Genomic DNA, 26155 nt, shown 5'->3' on the forward strand with positions numbered 1-26155 from the left:
GGCCGAGACGCCGAACCCGGTGGACCGGTCAGGCGGTGTCGGTGCTGAGCAGATCCTCCGGATGCTGCGCGACGTAGTCACCGACGGTGCCGGTCTTGAACGCCTGCCAGAGCCGGTCACACCGGTCCGCTACGAGGTCCGGGTCCGGCGCGTGTTCGTGCCCGCGGCCTGCCGGGCGCCCGGTCGGCGCGGTGAGGAACCAGATGCTGTCGGTCCCGACCGCGCCGGCTGCCTGCGCCACCTCGCGCAGCTCCTCACGGCCGAAGTGGTCGTCGACGGAGACCGCCCGGGTGAGCGCGTCGAGCAGGCGGTAGCTGTCCAGCGCGTTGCCGTCCGGTGGGGTCGAGGCGACCTTGACCAGCACCGCCCGGAGCAGGTTCTGCTGGCGCTGGATCTGGTCGACCGTCCCGTCCGGCAGGTTCTCCGACTGTCGCAGGTACGCCCGCACCCGGTCGCCGTCCAGGCGGTTCACGCCGCCGTGGAACCGTACGCCGGTCCGGTCGGTGACCGCGGCGGCGACCGTCACGTCGACTCCGCCGAGCACGTCCACCACGGGCGCGAGCTCATCGAACTTGATCACCATGAAGTGGTCGATCCGCACCTCGGTGAGCTGTTCGATAGTCCGTACCAGCAGTGTCGGACCGCCCAGCGCGTACGCGGCGGCGACCGTCGTACGTCCGTGACCGGGCACGTCCACCCCGGTCAGGTACGGAATCGAAACCACCGAGGCCGAGTCGTCCCGGGGGTCGAAGCGGATCAGCATGATCGCACCAGTGGGCGGCTGCCCGACCCGGCTCGGCACCGCATCGTCGGCGGGGGCGTTGGCCGGGACCGGGTCGTCGGCACGCCGCTCGAGCACGGACCCGTCCGGACCGCCGCCCTGCCCCTCGCCGGCCGGCTCGTCCTGCGGCCCGTCCGACGCCTCGCCGTCCAGGTCAGTCCCCCGATCGGGTCCGCGTAATTCGGCGCCGACGGCCAGGATGCTCCGGGCACTCTGCACCGCCGCGCTGGTCACCGGCCGCTCGGCACTCTCCACCGGGCCGAACACCTCGCCGACCCGGGAGATCCGGCCGGTCAGGTCGGAGCTGGTGAGGTAGCCGACGGCGAGCACGCCCACCGTGCCGGCCGACACCAGGATGGTGGTGCTCAACGCGAGCCGGCGCAGCCGTCGGCCCCAGCGGTGCCCATCCGGTTCCGCCGGTGGCCGTCGCGGTGGTCGCGGGGTGATGCCGTCGAAGAGGAAATCGAGCCCGTCGTTCACCCCACGTCACCACCGCGTCGTCGGCGGGCCGGGATCCGTACCACGTCCACGTCGAATCAACCTCGCACCGTGTCGGGAGCGCGGCCGGCCGTCGTCGCGGACGTCGGCTGTTCGCGCCGGGTCGGTTGTCCGTAGCCGGATGGCACCTGCAACAGCAGCACGATCAGTACGGCCGCGGCACCCAGCGCCCCGAGCAGGGCGGTACTGCCGGGAACCACACCGGCCGAAACCAGCACCGCGATCAGCCCGGCGGTCGACGTGCCCAGGAAGAGGGTGCCCAGCAGCGCGTGCGGTCCGACGCCGGTACGCAGCAGCCGGTGCGCGACGTGGTCGGTGCCACCCTGAAGCCACGACCTGCCGGCCCGTTGCCGGGACACCAGCACCAGTCCGGTGTCGACCGCGGCGACGAAAATGATCAGTAGCAGGACGGCGGACCGGTCCACCGTCGCCCGTCCGGGCGCGACCATCGCCGCACTGGTGGCGATGAGGAAACCGATGAACAGGGATCCGCTGTCACCCATGAAGATCCGTGCGGGCGCGGCGTTGTGCAGCAGGAATCCGGTGCAGGCGGCGGCCAGGCAGAGCAGTAACAGGGCCAGGTCGGGCTGGCCGGCGACAACGGCGAAGACGGACAGCGGTACGGCGGTCGCGCAGGCCACCGTGGCCAGTGCCCCGTCGGTGTTGTCCAGCAGGTTGAACGAGTTGGTCACCACGATGATCCAGCCGACGGTGAGCAGCAGGTCGAGCTGCTCCTGACCGACCAGGTTCAGCCGTACGCCGCCCAGGGCCACGGCGGTGGCCAGCAGCGCCTCGATCGCCATCCGGGTGCTCGGCTTGAGCGTACGGGCGTCGTCGACCAGTCCGAGCACGGCGATGCCGAGCGCGGCGGCGAGCACGAGCCAGATCCGGGACCCGTCGAGGTCCACGAGGGCGGCGGTCGGGATCAGCGTGGCGACGACGAGGGCCGCCCCGCCGAGGTACGGCGTGACCCGGCGGTGTGCCTTGTGCGGGGCGGGTCGGTCGGTGAGGCCGCAACGCAGCGCCACCCGCCGCGCCGGCTCCACGAGTACGGCGACCAGCAGCAGCGCGGCGAGTGCACCGATCGCCGGCTCGGTGGCCGGCAGTGGCACGTTCACGCCGGCAGCATCTGGATGCGGCCGGCCTCTTCGGCCCGCGCCTCGGCGACGGTCTCGCGCAGGATGTCCTCCAGCGTGCGCGTCGGCGTCCAACCGATCATGCGATTGATCTTGGTGATGTCGGGTACCCGCCGGACCATGTCCTCGAAGCCGAGACCGTACGCGGTCTCGTAGGGCACCAGCCGTACCTCGGAGGTGCTCTGGGTCTGCTTCACGATCCGCCAGGCGAGGTCGAGGATGCTGATCTCGGCGGGGGAGCCGACATTGACCGTCTCGCCGATCGCCGCCTCGCAGTCGAGCAGGTCCATCAGCGCGCCGACCACGTCGGTCACGTGCGCGAAGCAGCGGGTCTGTGACCCGTCACCGTAGACGGTGAGCGGCTGGGACCGGACCGCCTGGCGGACCAGGCGCGGGATGACCATGCCGTACGCGGGGCTCTGCCGGGGACCGACCACGTTGAACAGCCGGACGACCATGCTCGGCAGGGACCGCTCCTTGTGGTACGCGTTGGCCAGGATCTCGTCCACCGCCTTGGCCGTGCTGTACGCCCAGCGCACCACGGCCGGGCTGCCCAGGATCCGGTCGGCGTCCTCGGTCAACGGCCCGCGCGAGTTCTTGCCGTACACCTCGGACGTGCTGGCGATGAGGATCTTGCGCCGGTAGCGGTGCGCCGCCTCGATCACGATCTCCGAACCGCGGATGTTCGTGGTGAGCGACTTCAGCGGCTGCTCCACGATCAGTTTGACACCGACCGCGGCGGCGAGGTGGACCACGGTGTCGCATCGGTGCACCAGTTCGTCGACCACCAGTTCGTCGAGCACCGAACCTTGGACGAAGTGCAGGTCAGGGTGGGTCGATGCCTGGTCGAGGTTGGCGATCCGCCCGGTGGACAGGTTGTCCAGGACGACCACCCGGTCGCCTCGGGCGAGTAGCGCGTCCACCAGATGCGAGCCGATGAAACCGGCGCCGCCGGTGACCAGAATCGTGCCGCGTGGCATGGAACGTCCCCTCTGTATCGCTCGCTGACGTGCCGCGAGTCTCGTTGGAATTCAGCCCCGTTGAGCACGATAGGCCATATACCATCGCCAGGGCGACAAATACTGATTTCATCCAACATGATCGTCTATCACGTGGTCCCGGGCGGGAAATGTGCCTCACGACTGGGGTGTCGCCCGACGTCCAGGTTGTCTAACTGTTCCGTGCAGAGAGGGATATCGGGTGAGAGTCCTCGTTACCGGCGGAGCCGGCTTCATCGGTGCCAACACCTGCCGAGAGTTGGTCGATAGGCCGGAAATCGGGCAAGTTGTCGCATTGGACGACCTGAGCACCGGCTTCGAGGCGAACCTGGCCGACCTCCCGGTCCGGCTCGTGACCGGGTCGATCCTCGACCGCGACCTGCTCGACGAACTGGTGGACGGGATGGACGCCGTCATCCACCTCGCCGCGCGCCCGTCGGTGCCCCGCTCGCTGGCCGACCCGGTGGCGAGCCACGAGGCGAACGCGACCGGCACCCTCTACCTGCTGGAGGCGTGCCGTCGCGCCGGGACCTACCTGGTCGCGGCCTCGTCCTCGTCGGTATACGGCTCCGTGGCCGAGTTGCCCAAGCACGAGGATCTCGCCACCCGACCGATGAGCCCCTACGCGGCCAGCAAGCTCGCCGCCGAGGCGCAGGTGCTGGCGTACCACTCGGCATTCGGGGTGCCGACCCTGGCACTGCGGTTCTTCAACGTCTACGGGCCGTTGCAGTCGGTCGGGCACGCGTACGCCGCCGTCATCCCGGCCTTCGTAGACGCCGCGTTGCGCGGTGAGCCGCTGGACGTGCACGGCGACGGGGCCCAGAGCCGGGACTTCACCTACGTCGGCACGGTCGCCCAGGTGCTCGCGGACGCGGTCGTACGCCGGGTCACCTCGACCATCCCGGTCAACCTCGCGTACGGCAACCGCGTCTCGCTGCTGACCCTGATCGGCAAGCTCGCCTCGCTGGTCGGCCGCCCGGTCGAGGTCGCGCACGGCCCGGCCAGGGTGGGTGACGTACGCGAGTCGCAGGCGGACTCGACCCGCCTCAGCGCTCTGTTCCCGGCGATCCGTCCGGTGCCGCTCGACGACGGCCTGGCCCAGACCGTCGACTGGTACCGCAGCCAGTCCCGGTACGCCCCGGAGCCGGTGCCGGCCGCCGGTTGATCCGGCCCACACCCCCCGGACCACCACCACGGCGAGCCACCGGCTCCGGGCATGTTGTCGTAGCCCGGCACTAGGCTGCCGTGGTGGTGAAGATGATCGAGGGTGAGACGTTCCGGAACGAAGACTGGTACGGCGACGAGTTCACCGACAGCACCTACGTCGGGTGCACGTTCCTGCACGTCGACCTGATGGAGGCATCGACGCGGGGCACGGTGTTCCAGGACTGCACCTTCGGCAACGTCCAGTTCAACGCCTCCCGGCACACCGACTCGGCGTTCCTGCGCTGCACGTTCAAGCGCTGCAACCTCTTCGAGGCCGAGTTCACCGGCTGCAAGTTCGTCGGCAGCACCTTCACCGAGTCCGACCTGCGTCCGCTGCGGGTGGTCGGCGGCGACTGGTCGTTCGTCGGCCTGCCCGGTGCCGACCTGCGGGGGGTGAGGTTCGACGGCGTACGGATGCGCGAGGTCGACCTCACCGCGGCCAACTGCACCGAGGCGGCCCTGGTCAACGTGGATCTCTCCGGTGCCCAACTGCAGCACGTCAACCTCGTCCGGTGCGACCTGCGTGGCAGCGACCTGAGCGCGCTCGATCCGAGCGCCGCCCGGCTGAGCGGCGCGGTCATCGACGCCGCCCAGGCGGTGGTGATCGCCCAGACGCTCGGTCTGGAGGTCCGCTGAGCCCTTCCGTCGGCTGAGATCCGGCCGCCAGCGCGTGACCGGGCGGGGTTCAGAGCCGTTCGACCGCCCGGCCGACGCACCGGTTGCGGCTGTCGAAGACGTACGTCGCGGACGAGCCGATCATCTCGTAGTCCAGTCCGTCGTGGTCGGTCACGATCAGTACCGCGTCGGCGGCGTGCACTTCGTCCTCGGTCAGGTCCACCACGGTCACGCCGACCGGGATGTGGTGCGGTTCGGCGTACGGCTCCACCGCGCGGACCTCGGCGCCCAGCGCGCGCAGCCGGGCCGCCACCTCGATGGCAGGGGAGTCGCGCATGTCCCCGGTGTTCTTCTTGTACGCGAGGCCGATCAGCAGCAACCGGGCCCCGTTGATCGTGCGGCCCTGCTTGTTCAGACCCACCATGAGCCGCTGCACCACGTGCTGCGGCATCTCGTGGTTGATGTCGTTGGCCAGCTCGACGAACCGGAACTGCCGACCGAGCGTCCGTTTGACCTGCCAGGACAGGTAGCACGGGTCGATCGGCAGGCAGTGGCCGCCGACGCCCGGGCCGGGCCGGAACGGCATGAAGCCGAACGGCTTGGTGGAGGCGGCGTCGATCGCCTGCCACACGTCGACGCCCAGCTCGCTGGCGCACATCGTCAGCTCGTTGATCAGGGCGATGTTGACCTGGCGGAAGGTGTTCTCGATCAGCTTGGTCAGCTCGGCGACCCGGGTCGAGTCGACCGCGACCGTCTGTTCGACGATCCGCCGGTAGAAACCGTCCACCCGGGCGAGGGCGCTGGCGTCCACCCCGGAGACGACCTTCGGCGTGTTCTCCAGCCGCCAGGTCGGGTTGCCGGGGTCGATCCGTTCCGGGCTGTAACCGAGGTGAAAGTCGCCGGGGCTCTGCAGACCGGTGGCCTCCTCCAGCAGCGGCCGGAGCAGCTCCTCGGTGGTGCCGGGATAGGTGGTCGACTCCAGGATTACCGTGCAGCCCGGCCGGACGTACGGGGCGATGGCCGTACCGGCGTGCTCGACGTAGCTGAGGTCCGGTGCGCCGTCGCGTAGCGGGGTCGGCACGCTGATCACGCAGACGTCGAAGTCGCGGGCGTCGGTGTAGTCGCTGCTCGGCCGGTAACGTCCGGTGGCCAGCGCCGCGTTGAGCCGGCTGGTGGAGATGTCCTCGATGAACGACTCTCCGGCGCTGAGCCGCTTGACCCGGCTGTCGTCCAGGTCCAGGCCGACGACGTCGAGGCCGGCCTCCACCGCGCGGATCGCCAACGGCAAGCCGACATATCCCTGACCGATGACGACCAGCTTCTCAACGCTCATACGGGGCTCCTAGGGCTGTAACCAGGTAACCCGCACTTTATGGCGACTTATAAGTGCATGAGCGTGAAACGGGATTAATGGCGTTCTCGCGTTCCGAGGTGGCACGCCCCGTGCCGGCTCCCGGCGAAGGTGCCGGTCGAGGTCAGGGGTTGCCCGGCGACGCTACCGGCACCTGCGGCTCGGCCGGGGCATCCGGTGTAGCGGGCGCGTCGGTTTCGGGTGGTGGGGTCTGCGCCGCCGACGTCTGGCTCGCGCTCGGTCGGGCGGTGGTCGGCGCCGGGCTCGGTGTATCGCTCGGCGCCGCGCTCGCCGAGGCGCCCGGGGAGCCGGTCACGGTCGGGCCGGACGGCGCGCCGGGGGCCGGTGCGTCCGAGGTACGCCCGGACGGTGCGGGATCGCCGCGATCGGTGCCCGCGCTCGGGCCGGCGCCCGGTGCCGCCCCGGTGGCGGTGGGGTTGGCCGGCGGCGTCTGTCCGCTGCCCCCGTCGTCGGGTCCGAACGCGAGTACGCCCAGCAGCGCACCGCCGGCCAGCAGTGTGGCGGCCCCGGTCATGACGACCGCACGGCGACGGGACGCCCCGTTCGGGCGGGCACCGGCCGGAGCGGGCACGCCGATCCCGTCGGAGGGGCCGGACCGGACGACCGGCATCTCGGGCAGTGTGCCCGTACCCACGCCACCGTCGGTGCCTGCCGACCGCGCGGCGGCGACGGCGGCCAACCCCACTCCGACCGCGGCGGAGCCGGCGACGGGTGAGTGGGCGGCGCCGGCGGTCCCGTCGGCGGCGGACAGTGCGGCGTCGGCCGCCTCGGCGAATGCCGCCGCGGTCGGGTACCGGTCCTCGGGCGCCTTCGCCAGCGCGCGGCTGACCAGTGCGGCGACCGGTGCGGGCAGGTCGGCCGGCGGGATCGGGGGCGGGTCGTGCAGGTGCCGGATGGCGACCTCCAGCGCGGTCTTGCCCGTGTACGGCGGCTCCCCGGCGAGGCAGTGGTACGCCACCGCGCCGAGTGCGTAGATGTCGGTGGCGGCCGACACCGCTCGGCCCGCAGCCTGCTCCGGCGCCATGTACAGGGCGGTGCCCGGAACCGCGTTGGTGCTGGTGATCCGGGTCATGGTGGCGGAGCGGGCGATTCCGAAGTCGACCAGGACCACCGTGCCGTCCGGCTGGATCAGCAGATTTCCCGGCTTCACGTCCCGGTGCACGATCCCGCTGCCGTGCGCGGCGTCCAGGGCCCGTGCCGCCTGTGCCACCACCGACAGGGTCTCTGCGACACCCATCCGGCCGGCTGCCTCGATCCGCCGGGAGAGTGGTTCGCCGGCCACGTACTCCATGACCATGTAGTCGGCGGTGGTGCCCTCGCTCAGCGTCTGCTCGCCGTAGTCGTACACCTGTACGATGCCGGGGTGGTGCAGGAGGGCCATCATCCGGGCCTCGGCGCGGAACCGGGTGATGAAGTCCGGCTCGGCCACCAGTGCGGGCAGCATCACCTTGACCGCGACCTGCCGGCCGAGCAGGAGGTCGGTCCCGCGCCACACGTCACCCATCCCACCCGTGGCGAGGCGTGCGTCGAGTTGGTAGCGATCGTTGAGGAGAACTCCCGGAGCCAGCACGACTGGATCCCTACCCAACTCACATCCTTGTCACTCCTTGGTCCACAGCCGAGGACGGGGTCGCGCCAAGGGCTTGCGTTGATCGGCATGGATTTGTTGTGCTGCTTCGTGCGGATGCGGCTACAACGCGTCCGGTGCCGCGTACGGATCGTGAATCCGTTTCGTGATCGGGACGGAGTTCGTCTGGTAGACACGAGGAGGTGGCACTCCCGACAGGCCGGCCGGTGAAGGTCGGATTGGAAAACGACGGCAAGGGTAGTTCCAGTCGGTCGAACGAAGGGAGATCGATGCCGTGATACCGGCCGACCTCGATACGCCAGCCGTCCTGCGCGAGTTGTCCGACGCGGAGGGCTACCTGGCGAAGATCTGTTTCAAGACCGGTCCACCGATGCTCAGCGGCGTAGAACTGGAATGGACCGTTCACGACCGCGACGACCCGGCCCGACCGGTCGACCCGGACCGATTACGGGCCGCGCTCGGATCGCATGCACCACCGACACTCGACCCGGCCGGCGTCTCCTCGCCACTGCCGGGACACGGCACGGTCAGCGTCGAGCCCGGCGGGCAGGTCGAGATCTCCTCCGCCCCGCACCGCTCCCTACGCGCCCTGCACACGCACACCAGCGCCGACATCGACCGCCTCACCGAACTGCTGGCCAGTGCCGGACTGAGGCTCGGTCACAGCGGTATCGACCCGTACCGCACGCCCACCCCGGTGGTGGAGACTCCCCGATACCGCGCGATGCGCACCGCTTTCGACCGCCGCGGCCCAGCCGGGCGGACCATGATGTACAGCACCGCCGGCCTGCAGGTCTGTCTCGACGCCGGCACTTCGGAGGGGTTCCGGGACCGCTGGGACGCACTCCATTGGCTCGGACCACCGCTGCTCGCCGCGTTCGCGACCGCACGGCACCACGCCGGTCGCGACACCGGCTGGGCCTCGGCCCGGATGGCGGCGTGGTTCGCCATCGATCCGCCCCGGACCCGACCGGCCTGGACGGCGGCCCGCGCCGGCACGGATCCGGTCGCCACCTGGTCGGCCTACGCACTCGGTGCGCCACTGCTCTGTGTACGGCGATCGGACGGCGACTGGCGGGTGCCGGACGGGATCACCTTCCGCGACTGGATCGGTGGCGCACTGCCGCAGCCGCCGACCGAGGAGGACCTCGACTACCACATCAGCACCCTGTTCCCCCCGGTACGGGCCCGCGGCTACCTGGAGGTCCGTTACCTCGACGCACAGCCACCCGGCGAGTGGATCGCACCCGTCGGGGTGCTCGCCGCGCTGCTCGACGACACCGAGGCGCTCGGCCTGGCCAGGGAGGCCTGTGAGCCGGTACTCGACCGCTGGGACGAGGCGGCCCGGCACGGCCTGGCCGACCCGGCGCTGGCGCAGGCGGCTGCCGCCGTACTGCGGGTCGCGCTGGCAGCGGTCGACCGTACCGACCTGGCGCCCGCGACCCGTGACCAGATCAGCCACATCGTGCAGCGGCGACTGGGCGCCGCGGACAGGAGACGACCATGACCTCTGCGGGATCGGACCAGGACCTCCGGGTACGGATCGCAGACGAGTTGCAACGGGCCCGTACCCGTAGCGCGCTGCTCACCGAGGCGGTGGACGAGACGGAGCTGATGCGCCAGCACTCGCCGATCATGTCGCCGCTGGTCTGGGACCTCGCCCACGTCGGCAACCAGGAGGAGCTCTGGCTGGTACGTGACGTCGGTGGCCGCGAGCCGGTCCGCCGCGACATCGACGACCTGTACGACGCGTTCAAACAGCCCCGCCGGGACCGGCCGGCGCTGCCGCTGCTGCGGCCCGACGAGGCCAGGTCCTACCTGGTCACCGTCCGGGACAAGGTGCTCGACCTGCTCGACGGGATCCGGTTCGACAGCCGTCGGCTGGTCAGCGACGGGTTCGCGTTCGGGATGATCGTCCAGCACGAGCAGCAGCACGACGAGACGATGCTCGCCACCCACCAGTTGCGGGTCGGTCCGCCGGCACTCGCCGCGCCGCCGCCACCACCCGCGGTCGTGTCGGTCTCCGGTGAGGTACGGGTGCCCGGCAGCCGGTTCACCATGGGCACCTCCACCGACCCCTGGGCGCTCGACAACGAGCGCCCAGCGCACGTGGTCGACGTACCCGAGTTCTTCATCGACGCGGCGCCGGTGACCAACGGCGAGTACCTGGCCTTCCTGACCGGCGGCGGTTACGACAACGAGCGCTGGTGGAGCGGGCCGGGCTGGCAGCACCGGCAGGAGGCGGGGCTGACCGCGCCGCTGCACTGGCGGCACGACGGGACCGAGTGGGGTTACGTCCGCTTCGGCCGGTACTCCCGGTTGAACCTGGACGAGCCGGTGGTGCACGTCTGCTTCTACGAGGCCGAGGCGTACGCGGCCTGGGCGGGCAAGCGGCTGCCGACCGAGGTGGAGTGGGAGAAGGCGGCCCGCTGGGACCCGGCCACCGGACGCTCGCGCCGCTACCCGTGGGGAGACGCCGATCCCGGTCCGGAGCAGGCGAATCTCGGTCAGCGGCACCTGGCGCCCGCGCCGGTGGGCGCCTACCCGGCCGGTGCGTCGCCGCTCGGCGTGCACCAGTTGATCGGGGACGTGTGGGAGTGGACGTCGAGCGGGTTCGAGGGCTACCCCGGCTTCACCGCGTTCCCCTACCGGGAGTATTCGGAGGTCTTCTTCGGCAACTCGTACCGGATGTTGCGGGGTGGGTCGTTCGGCACCGACCGGTCGGCCTGCCGGGGCACGTTCCGCAACTGGGACCTGCCGATCCGGCGGCAGATCTTCAGCGGCTTCCGCTGTGCCCGCGACCCCCGACCGGAGGAGATCGGCGCGTGAGCCACCGGCACGCATACGGTCGTCTCCGGCTGCCCCAGGTTGCCTGCTGATGTGCCGGCACCTGGTCTACCTCGGGCCACCGGTACCGCTGGCCGCCCTGCTCTTCGACCCGCCGCACGGGCTGGTCCGGCAGTCCTGGGCGCCCCTGGACATGCGCGGCGGCGGCACCGTCAACGCCGACGGTTTCGGTGTCGCCTGGTACGCCGACACCCCCGAACCGGTGCGCTACCGCCGGGCGACCCCGATCTGGGCGGACGCGGCCCTGCCCGCGCTGGCCGCGTCCACCCGTTCCGGGGCGGTGCTGGCGGCGGTCCGTTCGGCCACCGTCGGTATGCCGGTGGTGGAGACGGCGGCGGCGCCCTTCACCGAGGGACGCTGGCTGTTCAGCCACAACGGGGCGGTACCCGGCTGGCCGGAGGCGCTGGTGCCGCTGGCCGAGGGGCTGCCGGTCCGGGACCTGCTCACGCTGGACGCCCCCACCGACGCGGCGCTGCTCTGGGCGCTGGTACGGCACCAGCTCCGCACCGGCGTGCCACCGGGCGAGGCGATCGCCGGCACCGTACGGATGGTCGCCGCCGCCGTGCCCGGAGCCCGGCTGAACCTGATGCTCACCGACGGCACCACGGCGGTCGCCTCCACCGCCGGACACGCCCTGTCGGTACGCACCGGCCCCGGTTCGGTGCTGATCTGCTCCGAACCGCTCGACGAAGACCCGGCCTGGGCCGGGGTACCGGACGGCCAACTGGTCGTCGCCACCACCGAAGAGCTGCACCTGCGACCGATAGGAGAGTTGGCGTGACCGCGGATCCGTTGGAGATCTACCTGGAAGAGCGGGACCTGGCCCGAGCCCTGCGCGAGGACGTCCGGACCGGGCTGACCGCGCAACCGAAGTGGCTGCCGCCCAAGTGGTTCTACGACGCGCGGGGCAGCGAGCTGTTCGAGGAGATCACCCGGCTGCCGGAGTACTACCCGACCCGGACCGAGCGGGCGATCCTGGCCGAGCACGCCACCGAGGTCGCCCGGACCACCGGGGCGAAGACGCTGATCGAGTTGGGGTCAGGGTCGTCGGAGAAGACCCGGCTGCTGCTCGACGCGTTCACCCGCCACGGTGGGCTGGGCACGTTCGTACCGCTGGACGTCTCGATCAGCGCGCTGCGCCAGTCCACGGCCGAGATCGCCGAGGCGTACCCGGGTCTGCGGGTCCGTGGCCTGGTCGGCGACTTCACCCATCAGCTCGACCGACTGCCGACCGGTGGCAGCCGATTGGTGGCCTTCCTCGGCGGGACGATCGGCAACCTGCTGCCGGCCGAGCGTGCGGAGTTCCTCCGGTCGATGCGGGACGCGCTGGAGTCCGACGACTGGTTGCTGCTCGGGGTCGACCTGGTCAAGGACCCGGCGGTGCTCGTGCCCGCGTACGACGACGCGGCCGGCGTGACCGCCGAGTTCAACCGCAACGTGCTGTCGGTGATCAACCGGGAGTTGGGGGCGGACTTCGACCCGGCCGCGTTCGAGCACGTGGCGCTCTGGGACCCGGAGCACGAGTGGATCGAGATGCGGCTGCGGGCGCGCCGGCCGAGCCGGGTACGGGTACTGGACCTCGACGTGGACTTCGCCGAGGGTGAGGAGATGCGGACCGAGGTGTCCGCGAAGTTCCGGCCCGAGGGTGTCACCGCCGAGCTGGACTCGGCCGGTTTCCTCGTCCGCCGCTGCTGGACCGACGAGCGGCACCTCTTCGCGGTGGTCCTCGCCCAGGTGGTCTGAGCCGTACCGGCTTCATCTCGTACCGGGCCGGTGCGCTCGGCGGCCCGGCGCGCCGGTTCGGTACGAGATCGGCTAGGCTCGGATGCGCGAAGGGGAGTAGCTCCCAATGTCGTGGTCGACATACTGGTGCGCAAGCATCCGGCCACGCGGCCTCACCACGGTGAGGCGGGCGAGACCTTCGACCAGGCTGTTCAAGCCGGGTCGAGGTCGATCGCGCCCTGGACCCGGTCCCGACCGGGAAGGGTTTTCATGGAGGGCTTTTTTGTTGCCCTGGTGGTCAGCTTCGGCGTGATCTTCGTTGCCGAACTCGGCGACAAGTCACAGCTCATAGCCTTGACCTTCGCCACCAGGTTCAAACCGGTGCCGGTGCTGATCGGTATCACGATCGCGACCGCGCTGGTCCACCTGGCCTCGGTGGCGATCGGCTACGGGCTCGGTGCGACGCTGCCCACCGGCTGGATCGCGCTCGGCGCCGGTGTGGCGTTCCTCGGTTTCGGCGCGTGGACGCTGCGCGGCGACAAGCTGACCGAGGAGGAACGCGCCAAGGCCGAGCAGACCAAACGCTCGGCGATCATCGCCGTGTCGGTCGCGTTCTTCCTGGCCGAGCTGGGCGACAAGACGATGCTGGCGACGATCACCCTGGCCACCCAGTACGGCTGGTTCGGCACCTGGGTCGGCTCGACGGTGGGCATGGTCGCGGCGGACGCGTTGGCCATCCTGGTCGGCCGGATGCTCGGCCGCCGGCTGCCGGAGAAGGTCATCAAGTACGGCGCCGCGGCGCTGTTCGCGCTGTCCGGGCTCTGGCTGCTGCTCGACGGGCTGAAGGAACTGCTCTGATCCGTTCCGGCCTACTCGGCCCGGCGTGGGGTAACCGCCCTCGGGTGTGCCCCACGCCGGGTGGGCTGCGCGCCACGCCGGGCGGGCCGAGGGAGCCGGGTTGGCCGAGGAACTGCTGCGCGATGTCTCCGGTGTGCTGGTCACCGTGGTGGAGGCGGTCGGCGCGTGCGTGATCTTCGTCGGGGCGATCTGGGCGGCGGTACGTTTCGTCGTGCTGGCGGTACGCCACCGTAGCGCCGCGGTCTTCACCCCGATCCGGCTCTCGCTGGGGCGGTTCCTCACCCTCGGCCTCGAATTCCAGCTCGCCGCGGACGTGCTGCGTACCGCGGTCGCCCCGAGCTTCGACCAGATCGGGCAGTTGGCGGCCATCGCCACCATCCGGACCGCGCTGAACTACTTCCTGCGCCGCGAGATCGAACAGGAACAGCGCCAGATCGCCGGCCGTACACCACCCGCTGATCATCCCCACGGACCGCCGCCGTGATCCGGTCGCTGGCCATCAGTCTGATCACCGCGGCCGCCCTGCTCTCCGGGGTGGTCACGCTGCTGGGGGTCCGGTCCTGGCGTACCGCCCTGCGGTTGCTGCTGGACCTGCTGACCGCGGCCAGCCTGCTCCGGCTCGTCTCGGCCGAGCACTGGACCGACATCGCCACGGCGGGAACGATCGTGCTGTTACGTACGGTGATCGGTGCGGTGCTGGCGACCCCCGCCACCGGCGCCGGCCCGACCCGCCCGGCGCCCACCACCTCTCCCGACCGGCCTGGTCCGGCGCCGACGAGCCCGACCGGGTAACCGTGGCAATGCCCGGCGTTTGCCATCCCGCCGTCTTCGCCGTGCCTACCGTGAGTGGTGCTCGGGCCGGTCCGGCCAGGGCGTACGCGGCCGTGACCGACTGCGCGGGGCGGCCCGACGAACAGGGGGTCGAGCGATGAGCACACCGCCCGATGACGGGGCTCGCCACGACGAGCCGAACGAGTACGGCTTCGCCGGTGACCCGACGCTGCCGGAGCCGGAGCGCGTGAACCGCCCGGACGAGCTCGATGAGGCGGAGGAGGTGGCGGTACCCGGCGACGACTTCACCGAAGGTCTCAGCGAGTCCCTCGACAACGAGGAGTCGCACGACCCCCACCGTGGCGACGGCAAAGCCCGGTAGCAATATCGGCCGTGTTGGGCCGAATACGGGCACAAGGGCGGTTCAGTCCTCTACATTCGGTTCGGCGCTGAATACGGGCGGTATGGATCTTTTTCATACTGTCTGAGTTTCCGGGCGCACCGAATAGCCCGCACGCCGGATCAACCGTTAACGCCGCAGATAGGGAGGTCTGGCCTGATGGATCTGCGCACCCACCTTGCCGTCGTGCGCCAACGCTGGTGGCTCGTACTGGCGACGGTCATGGTCGGGCTCGGCGCCGCCGGTCTCGTCACCGTGCGTACCGAGCCGTTGTACACCTCGTCGGTGACGTTCTTCGTCACCACCCAGAGCCAGGGCGTGACCGACGCGTACCAGGGTGGCCTCTTCCTCCAGCAGCGGGTGAAGTCGTACGCCGACCTGCTCACCAGTGACCGGCTCGCACAGAGCATCGTCGCCGACGGGCCGGTGGGGCTCACCGCCGACGAGGTGCAGGCGCGGATCACCGCGCGGGTGGAGGCGAACACCGTACTGCTCCGGGCCACGGTCACCGACAGTGATCAGGCCCGGTCGTTGCGGCTCACCGAGTCGGTGGCGTCGCACTTCGTCTCGCTGGTCCAGCGGTTGGAGACGCCGCCCGGCGCCCAGGAACCACCGGTGAAGATCGAGACGGTGAGCGGTCCGCGGGTCAGCGCCGATCCGGTCTCACCCCGGCCAGCCCGCAACCTCGCCGTCGGCGGTGTGCTCGGCCTGCTGCTCGGCATCGCACTCTGTGTGCTGCGTGGACTGATCGACAACACCGTCCGCGACGGCGCCACCCTCCAGCAGCTCACCGGCAGTCCGCTGCTGGGTCAGATTCCCTGGGACGTGGAGGCGCTCACCTCGCCACTGATCGTCGGCGCCGCGTCGCAGTCGGCGCGGGCGGAGGCGATGCGCAAGCTCCGTACCAACCTGCGGTTCGTCGACGTGCACGAGTCGGCGCGGGTGATCGCGGTGACCAGCTCGGTCCAGGGTGAGGGCAAGACGACCCTCTCCTGCAACCTGGCCATCTCGCTGGCCGAGGCGGGCTGGCAGGTGCTGCTGGTCGACGCCGACCTGCGGCGGCCGAAGATTGCCCAGTACCTGGGGCTGGAGGCCGGCATCGGCCTGACCGACGTGCTGATCGGCGAGGTCGAGGTCGCGGACGTGGTGCAGCCCTGGGGCGACAAGTCGCTGCTGGTCCTGCCGGGCGGTTCGATGCCGCCGAACCCGAGCGAGTTGCTCGGTTCCAAGGGCATGGCCGACCTGCTGCGCGCGCTGCGCGAGTCGGCCGACATCGTCATCGTCGACACCGCCCCGCTGCTTGCCGTCACCGATGCCGCGGTGGTCGCGGTGCAGACCGACGGGGTCCTGCTCGCCACCCGGCACAGCAAGACGACCCGGGCGCAGGTGGCCACGGCCACCGAGGCACTGGAGGCGGTCTCCGCGCGGGTGCTCGGCTGCGTACTCAACATGGCCAAGGTGGCCAGGTCGGACAACTACCAGTACGAGATGTACCGGACTCTGGTGGCCGAGCCGCCACCGGCGCCGATCTCGGGTGTGCCGGCGACCCAGCAGGCCGACTGGACCGACACCGGCGTCGCGACGGCGCCGGTGGGCGGGCACGAGGACGAGCTGGGACCGCTGCGGGAGGATCCGCGGACGGTAGGGGCGACACCGACCCAGGAACTCAGCCGGATACCGCGATGAGTCCCACGGTCGGTCGCAGCGCGCGCTCGATTTCGCGTACGCAGTGACGGAACTCCGCGATCGGCAGGCCCACCGGGTCGGTCAGATCGTCGTCGTCGGGCCGGGCCGGAGGCTGCAAACCGGCCCGGGCCCGGCTGGCCGCCGCCACGGCCGCGTCGAGTCGCCGTACCGGATCCCGTTGCCCGGCCGGCACCGCCCCGCCCTGCTCGACCGCGCTGTCCTGCTCGACCGCGGCGGCGGCAAGCCGGGCGAACTGGCGCAGGGTGAACGTACGGCGCAGCGCGGACGGGGCCAGCGAGACGCAGGTGGTCCGCTGGGCCCTGGTCGCGGTGAGGATCAGCCCGGCAGCGCGGAGCTGCTCGGCGTGCAGTGGCCGGCTGCGGAACGCCTCCGGGTCGGTTCCGCGTTCGGCGGTGACCCGGGCGGCGTGCGGGTGCATCGGGTAGCCGGGCACCGCGTGCGTGCCGGCACTGGCAACCGGTACGGTCGCCGCCTCGCTGCCGAGCCGCTGCACCAGCAGTTCCCGGGCGAGGTACTCCGCCATGGGGGACCGGCACAGATTCGCGTGGCACACGATGAGCACCCCGCCGAGCATGTCTCCTCCTCGCTGCTCCGGCGTCACGGATGGCCGGTAGCCCACCGGGTGCAACGAGCGGCCGGCTGGCGCGACCTGCGGAAAACGGCCCTGATCGCCGAGCGCCACGCCGAGTGCGAGTTTTACTCACAACCCGCCACTTATGGGCTGTAAAAAGCCTGTACAACGGCGACGAAACGAATAAGCGTGCTATAGAGATCTGTAGCAATTACATCCTTATGGTCGTTTTGCCCAAACTATGGAGTGTGTTGGTGTGACGCAGGGCGAATCTGCCCCGATGCAACGCTCTCGACGCCGGTCCAGCCGGCCCCGGTCGCGAGTGGGGCTGCGCCGTACCCTGATCACCGTCCTGGTGGTCGCCTGCCTGCTGTTCCTCAGCGTCGGCTGGCTCGGGTTGCGCGGCTGGCAGGCTCGGGGTCACCTGCTCAGCGCCGCCGGCCTCGCCCGCGAGCTGGGCGAGCAGGTGCTCGCCGGTGACACCGAACAGGCCGCCCGTACCCTGTCCGCACTCCAGTCGCAGGCCGGCGCGGCCCGCTCCGCCACCGGCGACCCGACCTGGCGGCTCGCCGGTCACGCGCCCTACGCCGGTGACGACCTGGCGGCCGTACGGGACGTCGCCGTCGCCGTCGACGACCTCGCCCGGCACGCCTTCCCGTCGCTGCTCCGGTTGGACCTGGCCACGCTGGTGCCGAAGGGCGGACGACTCGACCTGACCCGGTTGCAGGCCGCCGCACCCGAGCTGAGCACCGCCGACACCGCCGTCCGGCAGGCCCGCGAACGGGTCGACGGGATTCGCTCCGCCGGCCTCCAGGCACCGGTACGAGACGCGGTCGAGCAACTGCGCGCCGAGTTGGACCGACTCGCCGATCTCACCTCCACCGCCCGCCACGGCGCGGTCCTGCTCCCACCGCTGCTGGGCGCGGGCGGCCCGCGTACGTATCTCGTCGCCTTCCAGAACCTGGCCGAACCGCGCTCGACCGGCGGCATCTTCGGCGCGTACGCGGTGATCCGGGCCGACGGCGGCAAGGTGCAGATCCTCAAGCAGGGCGCCGCCGCCGAGCTGGGCGGCTTCGACAAGCCGGTCAGCGAGCTCGACAAGGACATGCGGGGCCTCTACACCGACCTGCTCGGCATCTACCCGGCCGACGTGAACCTGACCCCGCACTTCCCGACCGCCGCCGCGCTGTTCCGCGAGATGTACCGGCGTCGGACCGGCACCGTGGTCGACGGCGTGCTCGCCACCGACCCGGTGACCCTGTCCTACCTGCTCGAGGCGATCGGCCCGGTGCCGGTGCCCAAGCACCCGACGCTGACCTCGGCCACCGCCGTGAAGACCCTGCTCTCCGACGCGTACGCGCGCATCGACGCGCCCAAGGACCAGGACAAGTACTTCGCCAACGCGGCGATGTCGGTCTTCGACGCCCTGCTCACCCGCACGGTCGACCCGCGCAAGCTGCTCGACGCACTGGACCGGGCGGTCGACGAACGGCGGATCCTGTTCTGGAGCGCCCACCAGCAGGAGCAGGACGACCTGGTCGAAACCCGCGTCGCCGGGGTCCTCCCGGAACACGAGACGGTGCCGACGGTCGGAGCCTTCCTCAACGACGGCACCGGGTCGAAGCTCGGTTACTACCTGACCCGTTCCGCCGAGCTGACCGTGGGCGGCTGCCGCCCCGACGGGCGGCGCGAACTCAAGCTGCGGCTCGCGATCGGTTCGACCGCGCCGAGCAAGGGCCTCAGCGATTCCGTACTCGGCCTGCAGCTTCCCGGAGACCCGTACCGCAACCGAGTGGTGGCCTACGTCTTCAGCCCGGTCGGCGGTACCCCGGTACGCGCCCGGCTCGACGGCGCGGCCACCCCGATCGGTGCCGGAATGGAACGCGGTCGCCGGGTCGCCGTACTCAGCGTCGACATCCCACCGGGCAAGACCCGGGAGCTGGAGGTCGACCTGCTGACCCCGGTGACCCGGACCGGCACCGCAGACCTGTGGCTGACGCCCGGCGCCACGCCCTGGACCACCCGTGTCAATCCTGCAATCACGTGTGAACAGTAGAGAGAGGATCCATCATGCGGCTCACCCGCATCGTCGCCTCGGCCATGGCGGCATTCGTCATGGCCGGCGCGCTTGCCACCATGACATCCAGCCCGGCGGCCGCCCAACCACAACCGCCCTACCCGCCGCAGCCGCCGGTGTTGACTCTGAGCGAGTCGGCCGTGGCGATCGGCGAGGAGGTCACGTTGTTCGGCCGGTTCTACGGGCCGAACGAGACCGTCGACATCGTCTTCACGCCACAGGCGGCGGCGGCCGGTGCCGTCGAGCGGACCACCGTCCGTCAGGAAAACGGTACGACCGTCGCGATGGTGCCGGTCGCGTACCCGTCGGGACCGCCGCCGGCGCTGGTCGCGGTGACCAACGCCCAGGGCGAGTTCCAGATCACGTTCGACGCGGACTGGAAGGGCACCTGGCTGATCACGGCGACCGGTCGTGAGTCGGGCCTGAGCGCGAGCGTCGTGCTGACCGTGGTGCCCCGTCAGCTCCCGGTCACCGGTAGCTCGCTCGGTCGTCAGCTCGGCGTCGGTGCCGGGCTGCTGCTCCTCGGTGTGGTCCTGGTCCTGCTGACCGTGGTCCGTCGCCGTCGCGGCGGTATGCGCGCCGGTACGGCCTGACCCGACCCGCGGGGAGGATGGCCGATCTCCCGTGGTGGCGTTGCACGCCTGAGCGCCGGTCGGACGAGCGAGAGCTTGTCCGACCGGCGCTCGCCCATGTCCGAACGCGTACGCAGTTGGTCCTGATGGCGGCTGTCGTGGCACCACTTCCGACGGCGGTCCGGCCACAATTGATCAGATGAACCGTCCCCTGCTGTTCCTCGACATAGATGGGGTGCTGAACCCGTTCGACGGCCCCTGCCCCGCCGGTTTCTCCGAACACGACCTGTTTCCCGGCGAAGAGTCCATCAGGATCAACCCCGGTCACGGTGCCTGGATCACCGAGCTGGCCGCCACCTTCGACGTCACCTGGGCGACCAGTTGGAACGACGACGCGAACCGCCTCCTCGCGCCGCTGCTGGGCATCCGCGCGTTGCCCGTACTCACGATGCCGCCGGTGCCGTTCCATCCGAACGCCAAGGTTCCGCTGATCGCCGCACTGGCGCAGGACCGGCCGACGGCCTGGATCGACGACGCGCACACCCACGAGGCCCGGACCTGGCGCGACAACCGCACCGCACCGACCATCCTGGTCGCCGCGGACCCGGCCGTCGGCCTCACCCGCGCGCACGTCGACCAGATCCTCGCCTGGTCCGCCAGCCTGTGACCGCCTGAACTCTCCCTACCGCACCGTGATCCACCCGACAGGAGTGAAAACTTCTCACCTCGGGTAGTAGCCGCCCCGCGCCGCCGGTGTGTGCGGTGCCGGTGAAGGAGAGGTGGCGGCGTGGATGGCGGCCTGAGACTGAACATGAACGCGCTGGATTACGCGATCCTGGCGCTCTACTTCGTCACGGTGCTCGGGGTGGGCTTCATGGCCCGCCGAGCGATCCGGAACAGTACCGACTTCTTCCTCTCCGGCCGGTCGCTGCCGGCCTGGGTCACCGGGCTGGCCTTCGTCGCGGCGAACCTCGGCGCGCTGGAGATCATCGGGATGGCCGCCAACGGCGCCCAGTACGGCATGATGACGCTGCACTACTACTGGATCGGTGCCGTACCGGCGATGGTCTTCCTGGGCATCGTGATGATGCCCTTCTACTACGGTTCCAAGGTCCGCAGCGTCCCGGAGTACCTGCGGCTGCGGTTCAACCGGCCGACCCACCTGTTCAACGCGTTGAGTTTCGCGCTGGCCCAGGTGCTGATCGCCGGGGTGAACCTCTACGCCCTCGCGCTGGTGATGCAGGCACTGCTCGGCTGGCCGCTCTGGCTGTCCATCGTGGTCGGCGCGGCGATCGTGCTGGCCTACATCACCGTCGGCGGGCTGACCTCGGCGATCTACAACGAGGTGCTCCAGTTCTTCGTCATCCTCGCCGGGCTGATCCCGATCACCGTGATCGGTCTGGTCAAGGTCGGCGGTGTCGACGGACTCTTCGACGCGGTGCGCGCCTCGGACCTCGGCGAGGCTGGGCTGCACACCTGGGCCGACACCGGCAGTTCCGCCAACCCGCTCGGTGCGAACTGGATCGGGCTCGTCTTCGGCCTCGGCTTCGTGCTCTCGTTCGGCTACTGGACCACGAACTTCGCCGAGGTCCAGCGGGCGCTGTCCGCGCGGAACATGAGCGCCGCCCGGCGTACGCCGATCATCGCCGCGTACCCGAAGCTGCTGATCCCGGTCGTGACGGTCATCCCCGGTCTGATCGCCCTGATCACCGTGCAGGGGCTCGGGGCGGAAAGCGGTGCGTTGCAGTACAACAACGCGATCCCGCTGCTGATGCGCGACCTGCTGCCCAACGGCGTGCTGGGTGTGGCGGTGACCGGGCTGCTCGCCTCGTTCATGGCCGGTATGGCGGCGAACGTCAGCGGCTTCAACACCGTCTTCACGTACGACATCTGGCAGTCCTACGTCCGGCGCGACCGTGACGACGACTACTACCTGCGGGTGGGCCGGATCGCCACCATCGGCGGTGTTGTCGTCGGCATCGGTACGGCCTTCATCGCGGCCGGCTTCAGCAACATCATGAACTACATCCAGACGTTGTTCTCGCTGTTCAACGCCCCGCTGTTCGCGACCTTCATCTTCGGCATGTTCTGGAAGCGGATGACCGCCTGGGCCGGGTTCTGGTCCCTGCTCGCCGGCACCGTCGGCTCGCTCGCCACGTACCTGCTCTACCTGGCCGACGTGCTCAAGTTCGACTCCGACCTGGAGGAGAGCTTCTGGGGCGCCGGGGTGGCGTTCGTCCTGGTCGCGATCGTCGCGGCGGTGCTGACGCCGTTCGGCGCGGCGAAGCGCGACGACGACCTGCGCGGCCTGGTCTACGGCCTGGGCGGGGTCGACCTCAAGGGCGACGTACTCGCCGGTGACGCCGCCTGGTACCGCTCGCCGCTGCTGCTCGGCGGCATCGCCCTCGCCCTGTCCGGTCTGCTCTACCTGCTGGTCCTCTGAAAGGGGTGGACACGATGCCCGAGAACACCGATCCGAGCACCGACACACTCGACACCACCGAGGCCGAGCGCCGCTCGGCCGCCGCCCGCCGGTTCGACCTGCGCCGGGTGATCGGTGGTCTGTTCCTGGCGTACGGCGTGATCGTCACCGGAATGGGCCTGTTCGACTCCGACGCCGAGATCGCCAAAGCCCAGGGCGTACGGATCAACCTCTGGGCCGGGCTGGCGATGCTGGTCTTCGGCCTCGCCTTCCTGCTCTGGCAGTGGCTGCGCCCGGTGGAGGCCCCCGACCCGTCGCCGACCGATCGGGACACCGACGCCCCCGACGCCCCCGCCCGATAACCCGCCCCCGGTCCCGGGACACCGGCCCGGTTGTTGCACCGCCGAATGGCGCCGCGTACGGATTCGCGGCGCCATTCGGCCGTGACCGGGTCACGCCGGAGACGACGCCACGGCGGTCGAGTCGCAGGCCGGGTATTCCCCGGAAGCCCGCTGTTCGGTGGTCTCGATGTAGTCGTGCAGCGCCTGTCGGGAGCGGGCGAGGGTGTCGATGCGTTCGTCCAGCCCGTGCAGGCGGGCCCGCAGGGTGTCCAGGAGATCGGGGCACGGTTCGAGTTCGGGGGCGGTGCCGGTGGCGCAGGGCAGCAGGAATCCGATGTCCTGGGTCGACAGCCCGGCTTCGAGCAGCTTCCGGATCTGGGTCACGGTCAGGATCGCGTCGGTGGTGTATTCGCGGTAGCCGCTGGCGCCACGGCCGGGCTCGAGCAGGCCCTGGGCCTCGTAGTACCGCAACTGATGTGCGTTGACGCCGGACCGTCGACTCAGTTCACCGATCAGCACTCTCGTTCCCCCTTGACCTTCATATCGGTGTGAACGTTGATGATTCTGCCAGCACCATCAATTCGACTCGATGGGAAAACACGATGCGAGACAGCGATGCCGGTCCTGGTCCGGTGACGGTCGTCGGCCTCGGTCTGATGGGCCAGGCGCTGGCCGGGGCGTTCCTGCAGGACGGACACCCCACGACCGTGTGGAACCGTACGGCGGCGAAGGCAGAGCACCTCGTCGCCCGGGGCGCGACCCTCGCCGACTCGGCCCACGACGCCGTCACGGCCAGCCCGCTCGTGGTCGTCTGCGTGTCGGACTACGACGCCGTACACGAACTGCTCGACCCGCTGGGCGACGCCCTCGCCGGTCGGGTCCTGGTGAACCTGACCTCGGGACCCTCGCTGGTGGCGCGGGAAACCGCCGAGTGGGCGGCGCGACTGGGCGTCACCTACCTCGACGGCGCGATCATGGCTGTTCCCGCCGGCATCGGTACGGCGGACGCCGCCATCCTCTACAGCGGGTCCCGTTCCGCCTTCGACCTGCACGAACCGGCCCTGAGAAGCCTCGCCACCGAAACGACGACATTCATCGGTGAGGACCCCGGCCTGTCGGCGCTGTTCGAGATGGCGATGCTCGGCGTGATGTGGGGCGTCCTGAACGGATTCCTCCACGGTGCGGCCCTGCTGGGCGCGGCGGGGGTGGACGCCACGGCCTTCGCCCCGATCGCGAAGATGGGGATCGGAACCGTGGCAGACTGGGTGCACGACTATGCGCGGCAGATCGACGACGGAGCCTATCCGGTGCTGGATTCGACCATCGACACCCACCTGGCCACGATGGAGCATCTCGTGCACGAGAGCGAGTCCCTCGGTGTCAGCGCCGAACTGCCGAGGTTCGTCAGGGCCCTGGCCGAACAGGCGGTGGCCGCCGGGCACGGCGGAAACGGTTACGCTGCGTTGATCGAGCAGTTCCGCACACCTTCGGGGGTACGAGCATGACCGCGACCCGGTTCGACCCGCGTACGTTGCTCGCCGCAAGCCGGCTCGGCGTGCTCGCGACGATCAAGGCGGATGGTCGCCCCCAGCTTTCCCCCGTCATGCCCTTCTACGATCGGCAGGCCGGTCTCCTCTACGTGTCGATGACGCAGGGGCGGGCCAAGACGGCGAATCTGCGCCGGGATCCGCGCGCCACACTGGAGGTCACCGGCCCGGACGGCCGCGAATGGGCCACCGCCGAGGGCATCGCGACCCTGACCGGCCCGGGAACCGACCCCCACGGCCCCGAGGTCGAGGCGCTGGTGGACTACTACCGCCTCGCCGCGGGCGAGCACCCGGACTGGGACGAGTACCGGTCGGTGATGGTGTCCGACCGCAGGGTGCTCATGGTGATGACCGTCGACCACGTCTACGGCGCCAGCATCCGTTGACGACGCGGGCTACCGGGACTATGCGTCGAAGAGTTCCGCGGTGAAGAAGTCACGGAGTTCGGCGACGGCCGAGCCCGGCTCGCCCTCGCACGAGGCGTTGCGCATCCTCGTGTCCTGGACGGCGGGCATCGTCCGGACGTCAACGGGTGATCGGTAGGAAGCGTGCCCGGAGCCCCGTCGGTGCGAGCCGGCCGAGGAACTCCGGGTCGGCCGTCTCGGCGTTCGGTGACTCGACGGTGAAGCGCTGGGCCAGCCGTGAGGTGGCGAGCGTGAGTTGCCGCATGGTCAGCGCCGAGCCCACGCAGACCCGGGGACCGGCACCGAACGGCAGATACGCCGCGCTGGGCGCCGGTCGTCCGGTCAACCAGCGGCCGGGGTCGAACTCGTCCGGTCGCTGCCACCACCGTGGGTCCCGGTGGATCAGGTACGGGTTGAGCAGCACGTCGTCTCCGGGGCGTAGCGACCACTGGCCCAGGGTGGTGGCCGTACTGGCGGTGCGGGTCATCAGCCACACGGGTGGGTATAGCCGGAGCACCTCCTTGACCACGGCTTCGGCCAGCGGGAGCCGCGCCGCCGGCTGGGCGTCACCGCCCGGCCCGCCCGCTTCGGCGCGCAGGTCGGCGGTCAGTCGGGGTTGGCGGGCCAACTCCCGGACGATCGAGGCGAGCGCGGCGGCGGGAACACCGTGGCCGCCCATCAGGATGCCGCGAAGTGTCGACATCACCGCCCGGTCGGTCATCCCCGGGTCGGCGGTGAGCAGCAGGGAGAGCAGGTCGCCGTGGGTGTTCCCGCTGCCGGAGGCGCGTCGCCGGGCGACGATCGCGGTCAGGGAGTCGATGGTGTGCCGGTGGGAACGGAAGAAGCGGCGGTTGCGTCGCAGCGGCAGCCAGGCGGGCAACTGGTACGACGTGCCGGAGAACGGTCGGGTGACGTCCAGGCTTTCGGCGAGAAGTTCGGGGATCTCGGCGGAGTCGGGACCGAAGCAGTATTCGGAGATCGACCGGGCGGTGAACGTACGCATCAGGGGGAGCACGTCACACTCGGCACCGGCCACCGAGTCGGTGACCTCGTCGAGGATCTCGACGGTACGGTCGTCCGCCGCGACGGAGTTGGCGTGGTTGAGCCCCGGCCACACCGTACGGCGCGCGGACATCCAGGAATTGCCCTGCCTGGTGGCCTGCTCGATGTCCCGTCGGGTGTCGAAGGGCGCCAGTTCCGTGACGAAGTCGCGGTTCGTACGGGCGAGCACGTCGTGCGTCAGGTCCGGGTCGATCACGAACACGGTCCGCTCGTCGTACGAGAAGACGTCGCCGTACTCGTGGTGGCAGCGCCGGAGGAACCCGATCCGGTCGTTGTCGTACGCCGGGATGTTGCCCATCAGCCAGTGCCCGCGCGGACCTGGCGGTCGACTTATCTCCTTGACGTGTGCCATCCGGGCCCCCAAGAGAGAATCACAGGATCCCCGGGCGGGGATCCTGTGATCACTGTTTGTCGGTAGTCGTGATGGGAGTGGTTCCTGGCAGTGCCAGGGCGCAGGTCTAGTTGCCCTCGTAGCCGTAGAACCAGTACGGGTAACGTCCGCTGACCTGGGGCTTACCCACCAGGCGAGCCGCCACGTGACGCAGCATCCGGGTCATGAGCACCTCCTACATCGATAGGGGACGATCATCTGAGCGGATCGTGTCATAGGGAGTTGTGCCCGGGCAACGGGTCGCGACGCGAGCCGCGACGGTGGGGAAG

General features: G+C 70.3%; 26 protein-coding genes. 18 read left to right on the forward strand and 8 right to left on the reverse strand.

Features of this window, described 5'->3' with window-relative positions:
• Positions 1 to 28 precede the first annotated feature (28 nt).
• From AB0J90_RS11955 to AB0J90_RS11965, 3 genes are read right to left on the reverse strand one after another with little or no spacing between them, the layout of a single operon-like run.
• Positions 29 to 1261, reverse strand: coding sequence for an LCP family protein (locus AB0J90_RS11955; RefSeq protein ID WP_363594892.1), 1233 nt, complete (start codon positions 1259 to 1261; stop codon positions 29 to 31).
• Between the two features lie 56 nt (positions 1262 to 1317).
• Positions 1318 to 2397 carry an MraY family glycosyltransferase gene (locus AB0J90_RS11960; RefSeq protein ID WP_363594894.1) on the reverse strand — a complete coding sequence of 360 codons (1080 nt, stop codon included), beginning with the start codon at positions 2395 to 2397 and terminating at the stop codon, positions 1318 to 1320.
• Positions 2394 to 3395 (reverse strand): GDP-mannose 4,6-dehydratase, encoded by a 1002-nt coding sequence (locus AB0J90_RS11965; RefSeq protein WP_326558017.1) that lies wholly within the window; start codon positions 3393 to 3395, stop codon positions 2394 to 2396. The genes AB0J90_RS11960 and AB0J90_RS11965 overlap by 4 nt, the downstream gene beginning before the upstream one ends.
• A gap of 220 nt (positions 3396 to 3615) precedes the next feature.
• On the opposite strand from AB0J90_RS11965, the gene AB0J90_RS11970 reads away from it, so the two are divergent.
• Both AB0J90_RS11970 and AB0J90_RS11975 read left to right on the forward strand, forming a co-directional pair.
• A complete protein-coding gene (locus tag AB0J90_RS11970; RefSeq protein WP_363594896.1) occupies positions 3616 to 4578 on the forward strand; it encodes an NAD-dependent epimerase/dehydratase family protein in 963 nt (320 codons plus the stop codon).
• A 92-nt stretch (positions 4579 to 4670) separates the two neighbouring features.
• Positions 4671 to 5255 carry a pentapeptide repeat-containing protein gene (locus tag AB0J90_RS11975; protein WP_363595035.1) on the forward strand — a complete coding sequence of 195 codons (585 nt, stop codon included), beginning with the start codon at positions 4671 to 4673 and terminating at the stop codon, positions 5253 to 5255.
• Between the two features lie 49 nt (positions 5256 to 5304).
• On the opposite strand, the gene AB0J90_RS11980 is transcribed toward AB0J90_RS11975, so the two are convergent.
• A complete protein-coding gene (locus AB0J90_RS11980; RefSeq protein ID WP_363594898.1) occupies positions 5305 to 6567 on the reverse strand; it encodes a nucleotide sugar dehydrogenase in 1263 nt (420 codons plus the stop codon).
• Positions 6568 to 6709: 142 nt separating this feature from the next.
• Complete coding sequence (locus tag AB0J90_RS11985) at positions 6710 to 8194, reverse strand: protein kinase (RefSeq protein ID WP_363594900.1); 1485 nt, start codon at positions 8192 to 8194, stop codon at positions 6710 to 6712.
• A 274-nt stretch (positions 8195 to 8468) separates the two neighbouring features.
• Between AB0J90_RS11985 and egtA the strand changes: the two genes are divergently transcribed.
• From egtA to AB0J90_RS12030, 9 genes are all read left to right on the forward strand, one after another.
• Complete coding sequence (gene egtA, locus AB0J90_RS11990) at positions 8469 to 9701, forward strand: ergothioneine biosynthesis glutamate--cysteine ligase EgtA (RefSeq protein WP_363594902.1); 1233 nt, start codon at positions 8469 to 8471, stop codon at positions 9699 to 9701.
• On the forward strand, positions 9698 to 11023 hold the full coding sequence (egtB, locus tag AB0J90_RS11995; RefSeq protein ID WP_363594904.1) for an ergothioneine biosynthesis protein EgtB: 1326 nt from the start codon (positions 9698 to 9700) through the stop codon (positions 11021 to 11023). Before egtA ends, egtB begins: the two co-directional genes overlap by 4 nt.
• Positions 11024 to 11072: 49 nt before the next feature.
• The gene (egtC, locus tag AB0J90_RS12000; protein ID WP_363594906.1) at positions 11073 to 11822 is read left to right on the forward strand and encodes an ergothioneine biosynthesis protein EgtC; all 750 of its coding nucleotides are present in this window, start codon (positions 11073 to 11075) and stop codon (positions 11820 to 11822) included.
• The gene (gene egtD / locus AB0J90_RS12005; RefSeq protein WP_363594908.1) at positions 11819 to 12784 is read left to right on the forward strand and encodes an L-histidine N(alpha)-methyltransferase; all 966 of its coding nucleotides are present in this window, start codon (positions 11819 to 11821) and stop codon (positions 12782 to 12784) included. Before egtC ends, egtD begins: the two co-directional genes overlap by 4 nt.
• 249 nt (positions 12785 to 13033) lie before the next feature.
• A complete protein-coding gene (locus tag AB0J90_RS12010; RefSeq protein ID WP_363594911.1) occupies positions 13034 to 13621 on the forward strand; it encodes a TMEM165/GDT1 family protein in 588 nt (195 codons plus the stop codon).
• 100 nt (positions 13622 to 13721) lie between these two features.
• The gene (locus AB0J90_RS12015; protein WP_363594913.1) at positions 13722 to 14105 is read left to right on the forward strand and encodes a DUF1622 domain-containing protein; all 384 of its coding nucleotides are present in this window, start codon (positions 13722 to 13724) and stop codon (positions 14103 to 14105) included.
• On the forward strand, positions 14102 to 14413 hold the full coding sequence (locus AB0J90_RS12020; protein WP_363594915.1) for a hypothetical protein: 312 nt from the start codon (positions 14102 to 14104) through the stop codon (positions 14411 to 14413). The genes AB0J90_RS12015 and AB0J90_RS12020 overlap by 4 nt, the downstream gene beginning before the upstream one ends.
• A gap of 136 nt (positions 14414 to 14549) precedes the next feature.
• On the forward strand, positions 14550 to 14774 hold the full coding sequence (locus AB0J90_RS12025) for a hypothetical protein (protein WP_363594917.1): 225 nt from the start codon (positions 14550 to 14552) through the stop codon (positions 14772 to 14774).
• 177 nt (positions 14775 to 14951) lie between these two features.
• Positions 14952 to 16478: a polysaccharide biosynthesis tyrosine autokinase gene (locus tag AB0J90_RS12030; RefSeq protein ID WP_363594919.1), complete on the forward strand. Its 1527-nt coding sequence runs from the start codon at positions 14952 to 14954 to the stop codon at positions 16476 to 16478.
• Here AB0J90_RS12030 and AB0J90_RS12035 read toward each other — a convergent pair.
• The gene (locus AB0J90_RS12035) at positions 16459 to 17073 is read right to left on the reverse strand and encodes a low molecular weight phosphatase family protein (RefSeq protein ID WP_363594921.1); all 615 of its coding nucleotides are present in this window, start codon (positions 17071 to 17073) and stop codon (positions 16459 to 16461) included. The genes AB0J90_RS12030 and AB0J90_RS12035 overlap by 20 nt on opposite strands.
• A gap of 277 nt (positions 17074 to 17350) precedes the next feature.
• Here AB0J90_RS12035 and AB0J90_RS12040 point away from each other — a divergent pair, with 277 nt between their 5' ends.
• The 5 genes from AB0J90_RS12040 to AB0J90_RS12060 all read left to right on the forward strand — a co-directional run bounded on the left by AB0J90_RS12040 (position 17351) and on the right by AB0J90_RS12060 (position 22503).
• The gene (locus AB0J90_RS12040; protein WP_363594923.1) at positions 17351 to 19126 is read left to right on the forward strand and encodes a DUF4012 domain-containing protein; all 1776 of its coding nucleotides are present in this window, start codon (positions 17351 to 17353) and stop codon (positions 19124 to 19126) included.
• A 14-nt stretch (positions 19127 to 19140) separates the two neighbouring features.
• Positions 19141 to 19740, forward strand: coding sequence for a hypothetical protein (locus AB0J90_RS12045; protein WP_363594925.1), 600 nt, complete (start codon positions 19141 to 19143; stop codon positions 19738 to 19740).
• Positions 19741 to 19918: 178 nt separating this feature from the next.
• The gene (locus AB0J90_RS12050) at positions 19919 to 20386 is read left to right on the forward strand and encodes an HAD domain-containing protein (RefSeq protein ID WP_363594927.1); all 468 of its coding nucleotides are present in this window, start codon (positions 19919 to 19921) and stop codon (positions 20384 to 20386) included.
• Between the two features lie 144 nt (positions 20387 to 20530).
• On the forward strand, positions 20531 to 22162 hold the full coding sequence (locus AB0J90_RS12055) for a sodium:solute symporter family protein (RefSeq protein WP_363595037.1): 1632 nt from the start codon (positions 20531 to 20533) through the stop codon (positions 22160 to 22162).
• 14 nt (positions 22163 to 22176) lie between these two features.
• Positions 22177 to 22503, forward strand: a complete 327-nt coding sequence (locus tag AB0J90_RS12060) for a hypothetical protein (protein ID WP_363594929.1) — start codon at positions 22177 to 22179, stop codon at positions 22501 to 22503.
• Between the two features lie 90 nt (positions 22504 to 22593).
• Here AB0J90_RS12060 and AB0J90_RS12065 read toward each other — a convergent pair whose 3' ends face one another.
• The gene (locus AB0J90_RS12065; RefSeq protein WP_363594931.1) at positions 22594 to 23001 is read right to left on the reverse strand and encodes a MerR family transcriptional regulator; all 408 of its coding nucleotides are present in this window, start codon (positions 22999 to 23001) and stop codon (positions 22594 to 22596) included.
• 83 nt (positions 23002 to 23084) lie between these two features.
• On the opposite strand from AB0J90_RS12065, the gene AB0J90_RS12070 reads away from it, so the two are divergent.
• Complete coding sequence (locus tag AB0J90_RS12070; RefSeq protein WP_363594933.1) at positions 23085 to 23987, forward strand: NAD(P)-binding domain-containing protein; 903 nt, start codon at positions 23085 to 23087, stop codon at positions 23985 to 23987.
• Positions 23984 to 24415, forward strand: a complete 432-nt coding sequence (locus AB0J90_RS12075) for a PPOX class F420-dependent oxidoreductase (protein WP_363594935.1) — start codon at positions 23984 to 23986, stop codon at positions 24413 to 24415. Before AB0J90_RS12070 ends, AB0J90_RS12075 begins: the two co-directional genes overlap by 4 nt.
• Before the next feature lie 139 nt (positions 24416 to 24554).
• Here AB0J90_RS12075 and AB0J90_RS12080 read toward each other — a convergent pair whose 3' ends face one another.
• A complete protein-coding gene (locus AB0J90_RS12080) occupies positions 24555 to 25847 on the reverse strand; it encodes a cytochrome P450 (protein WP_363594937.1) in 1293 nt (430 codons plus the stop codon).
• Between the last annotated feature and the right edge of the window lie 308 nt (positions 25848 to 26155).

Source organism: Micromonospora sp. NPDC049523, assembly GCF_040676775.1.
GTDB lineage: Bacteria > Actinomycetota > Actinomycetes > Mycobacteriales > Micromonosporaceae > Micromonospora_G.

Excerpts from the sequence above, each read along its gene's own strand:
- AB0J90_RS11965 (WP_326558017.1), bottom strand. The coding sequence starts at position 3,395 with ATGCCACGCGGCACGATTCTGGTCACCGGCGGCGCCGGTTTCATCGGC.
- AB0J90_RS11975 (WP_363595035.1), top strand. The coding sequence starts at position 4,671 with ATGATCGAGGGTGAGACGTTCCGGAACGAAGACTGGTACGGCGACGAG.
- AB0J90_RS11980 (WP_363594898.1), bottom strand. The coding sequence starts at position 6,567 with ATGAGCGTTGAGAAGCTGGTCGTCATCGGTCAGGGATATGTCGGCTTG.
- egtB (WP_363594904.1), top strand. The coding sequence starts at position 9,698 with ATGACCTCTGCGGGATCGGACCAGGACCTCCGGGTACGGATCGCAGAC.
- egtC (WP_363594906.1), top strand. The coding sequence starts at position 11,073 with ATGTGCCGGCACCTGGTCTACCTCGGGCCACCGGTACCGCTGGCCGCC.
- AB0J90_RS12010 (WP_363594911.1), top strand. The coding sequence starts at position 13,034 with ATGGAGGGCTTTTTTGTTGCCCTGGTGGTCAGCTTCGGCGTGATCTTC.
- AB0J90_RS12025 (WP_363594917.1), top strand. The coding sequence starts at position 14,550 with ATGAGCACACCGCCCGATGACGGGGCTCGCCACGACGAGCCGAACGAG.
- AB0J90_RS12030 (WP_363594919.1), top strand. The coding sequence starts at position 14,952 with ATGGATCTGCGCACCCACCTTGCCGTCGTGCGCCAACGCTGGTGGCTC.
- AB0J90_RS12035 (WP_363594921.1), bottom strand. The coding sequence starts at position 17,073 with ATGCTCGGCGGGGTGCTCATCGTGTGCCACGCGAATCTGTGCCGGTCC.
- AB0J90_RS12040 (WP_363594923.1), top strand. The coding sequence starts at position 17,351 with ATGCAACGCTCTCGACGCCGGTCCAGCCGGCCCCGGTCGCGAGTGGGG.
- AB0J90_RS12045 (WP_363594925.1), top strand. The coding sequence starts at position 19,141 with ATGCGGCTCACCCGCATCGTCGCCTCGGCCATGGCGGCATTCGTCATG.
- AB0J90_RS12050 (WP_363594927.1), top strand. The coding sequence starts at position 19,919 with ATGAACCGTCCCCTGCTGTTCCTCGACATAGATGGGGTGCTGAACCCG.
- AB0J90_RS12055 (WP_363595037.1), top strand. The coding sequence starts at position 20,531 with ATGAACGCGCTGGATTACGCGATCCTGGCGCTCTACTTCGTCACGGTG.
- AB0J90_RS12060 (WP_363594929.1), top strand. The coding sequence starts at position 22,177 with ATGCCCGAGAACACCGATCCGAGCACCGACACACTCGACACCACCGAG.
- AB0J90_RS12070 (WP_363594933.1), top strand. The coding sequence starts at position 23,085 with ATGCGAGACAGCGATGCCGGTCCTGGTCCGGTGACGGTCGTCGGCCTC.
- AB0J90_RS12075 (WP_363594935.1), top strand. The coding sequence starts at position 23,984 with ATGACCGCGACCCGGTTCGACCCGCGTACGTTGCTCGCCGCAAGCCGG.
- AB0J90_RS12080 (WP_363594937.1), bottom strand. The coding sequence starts at position 25,847 with ATGGCACACGTCAAGGAGATAAGTCGACCGCCAGGTCCGCGCGGGCAC.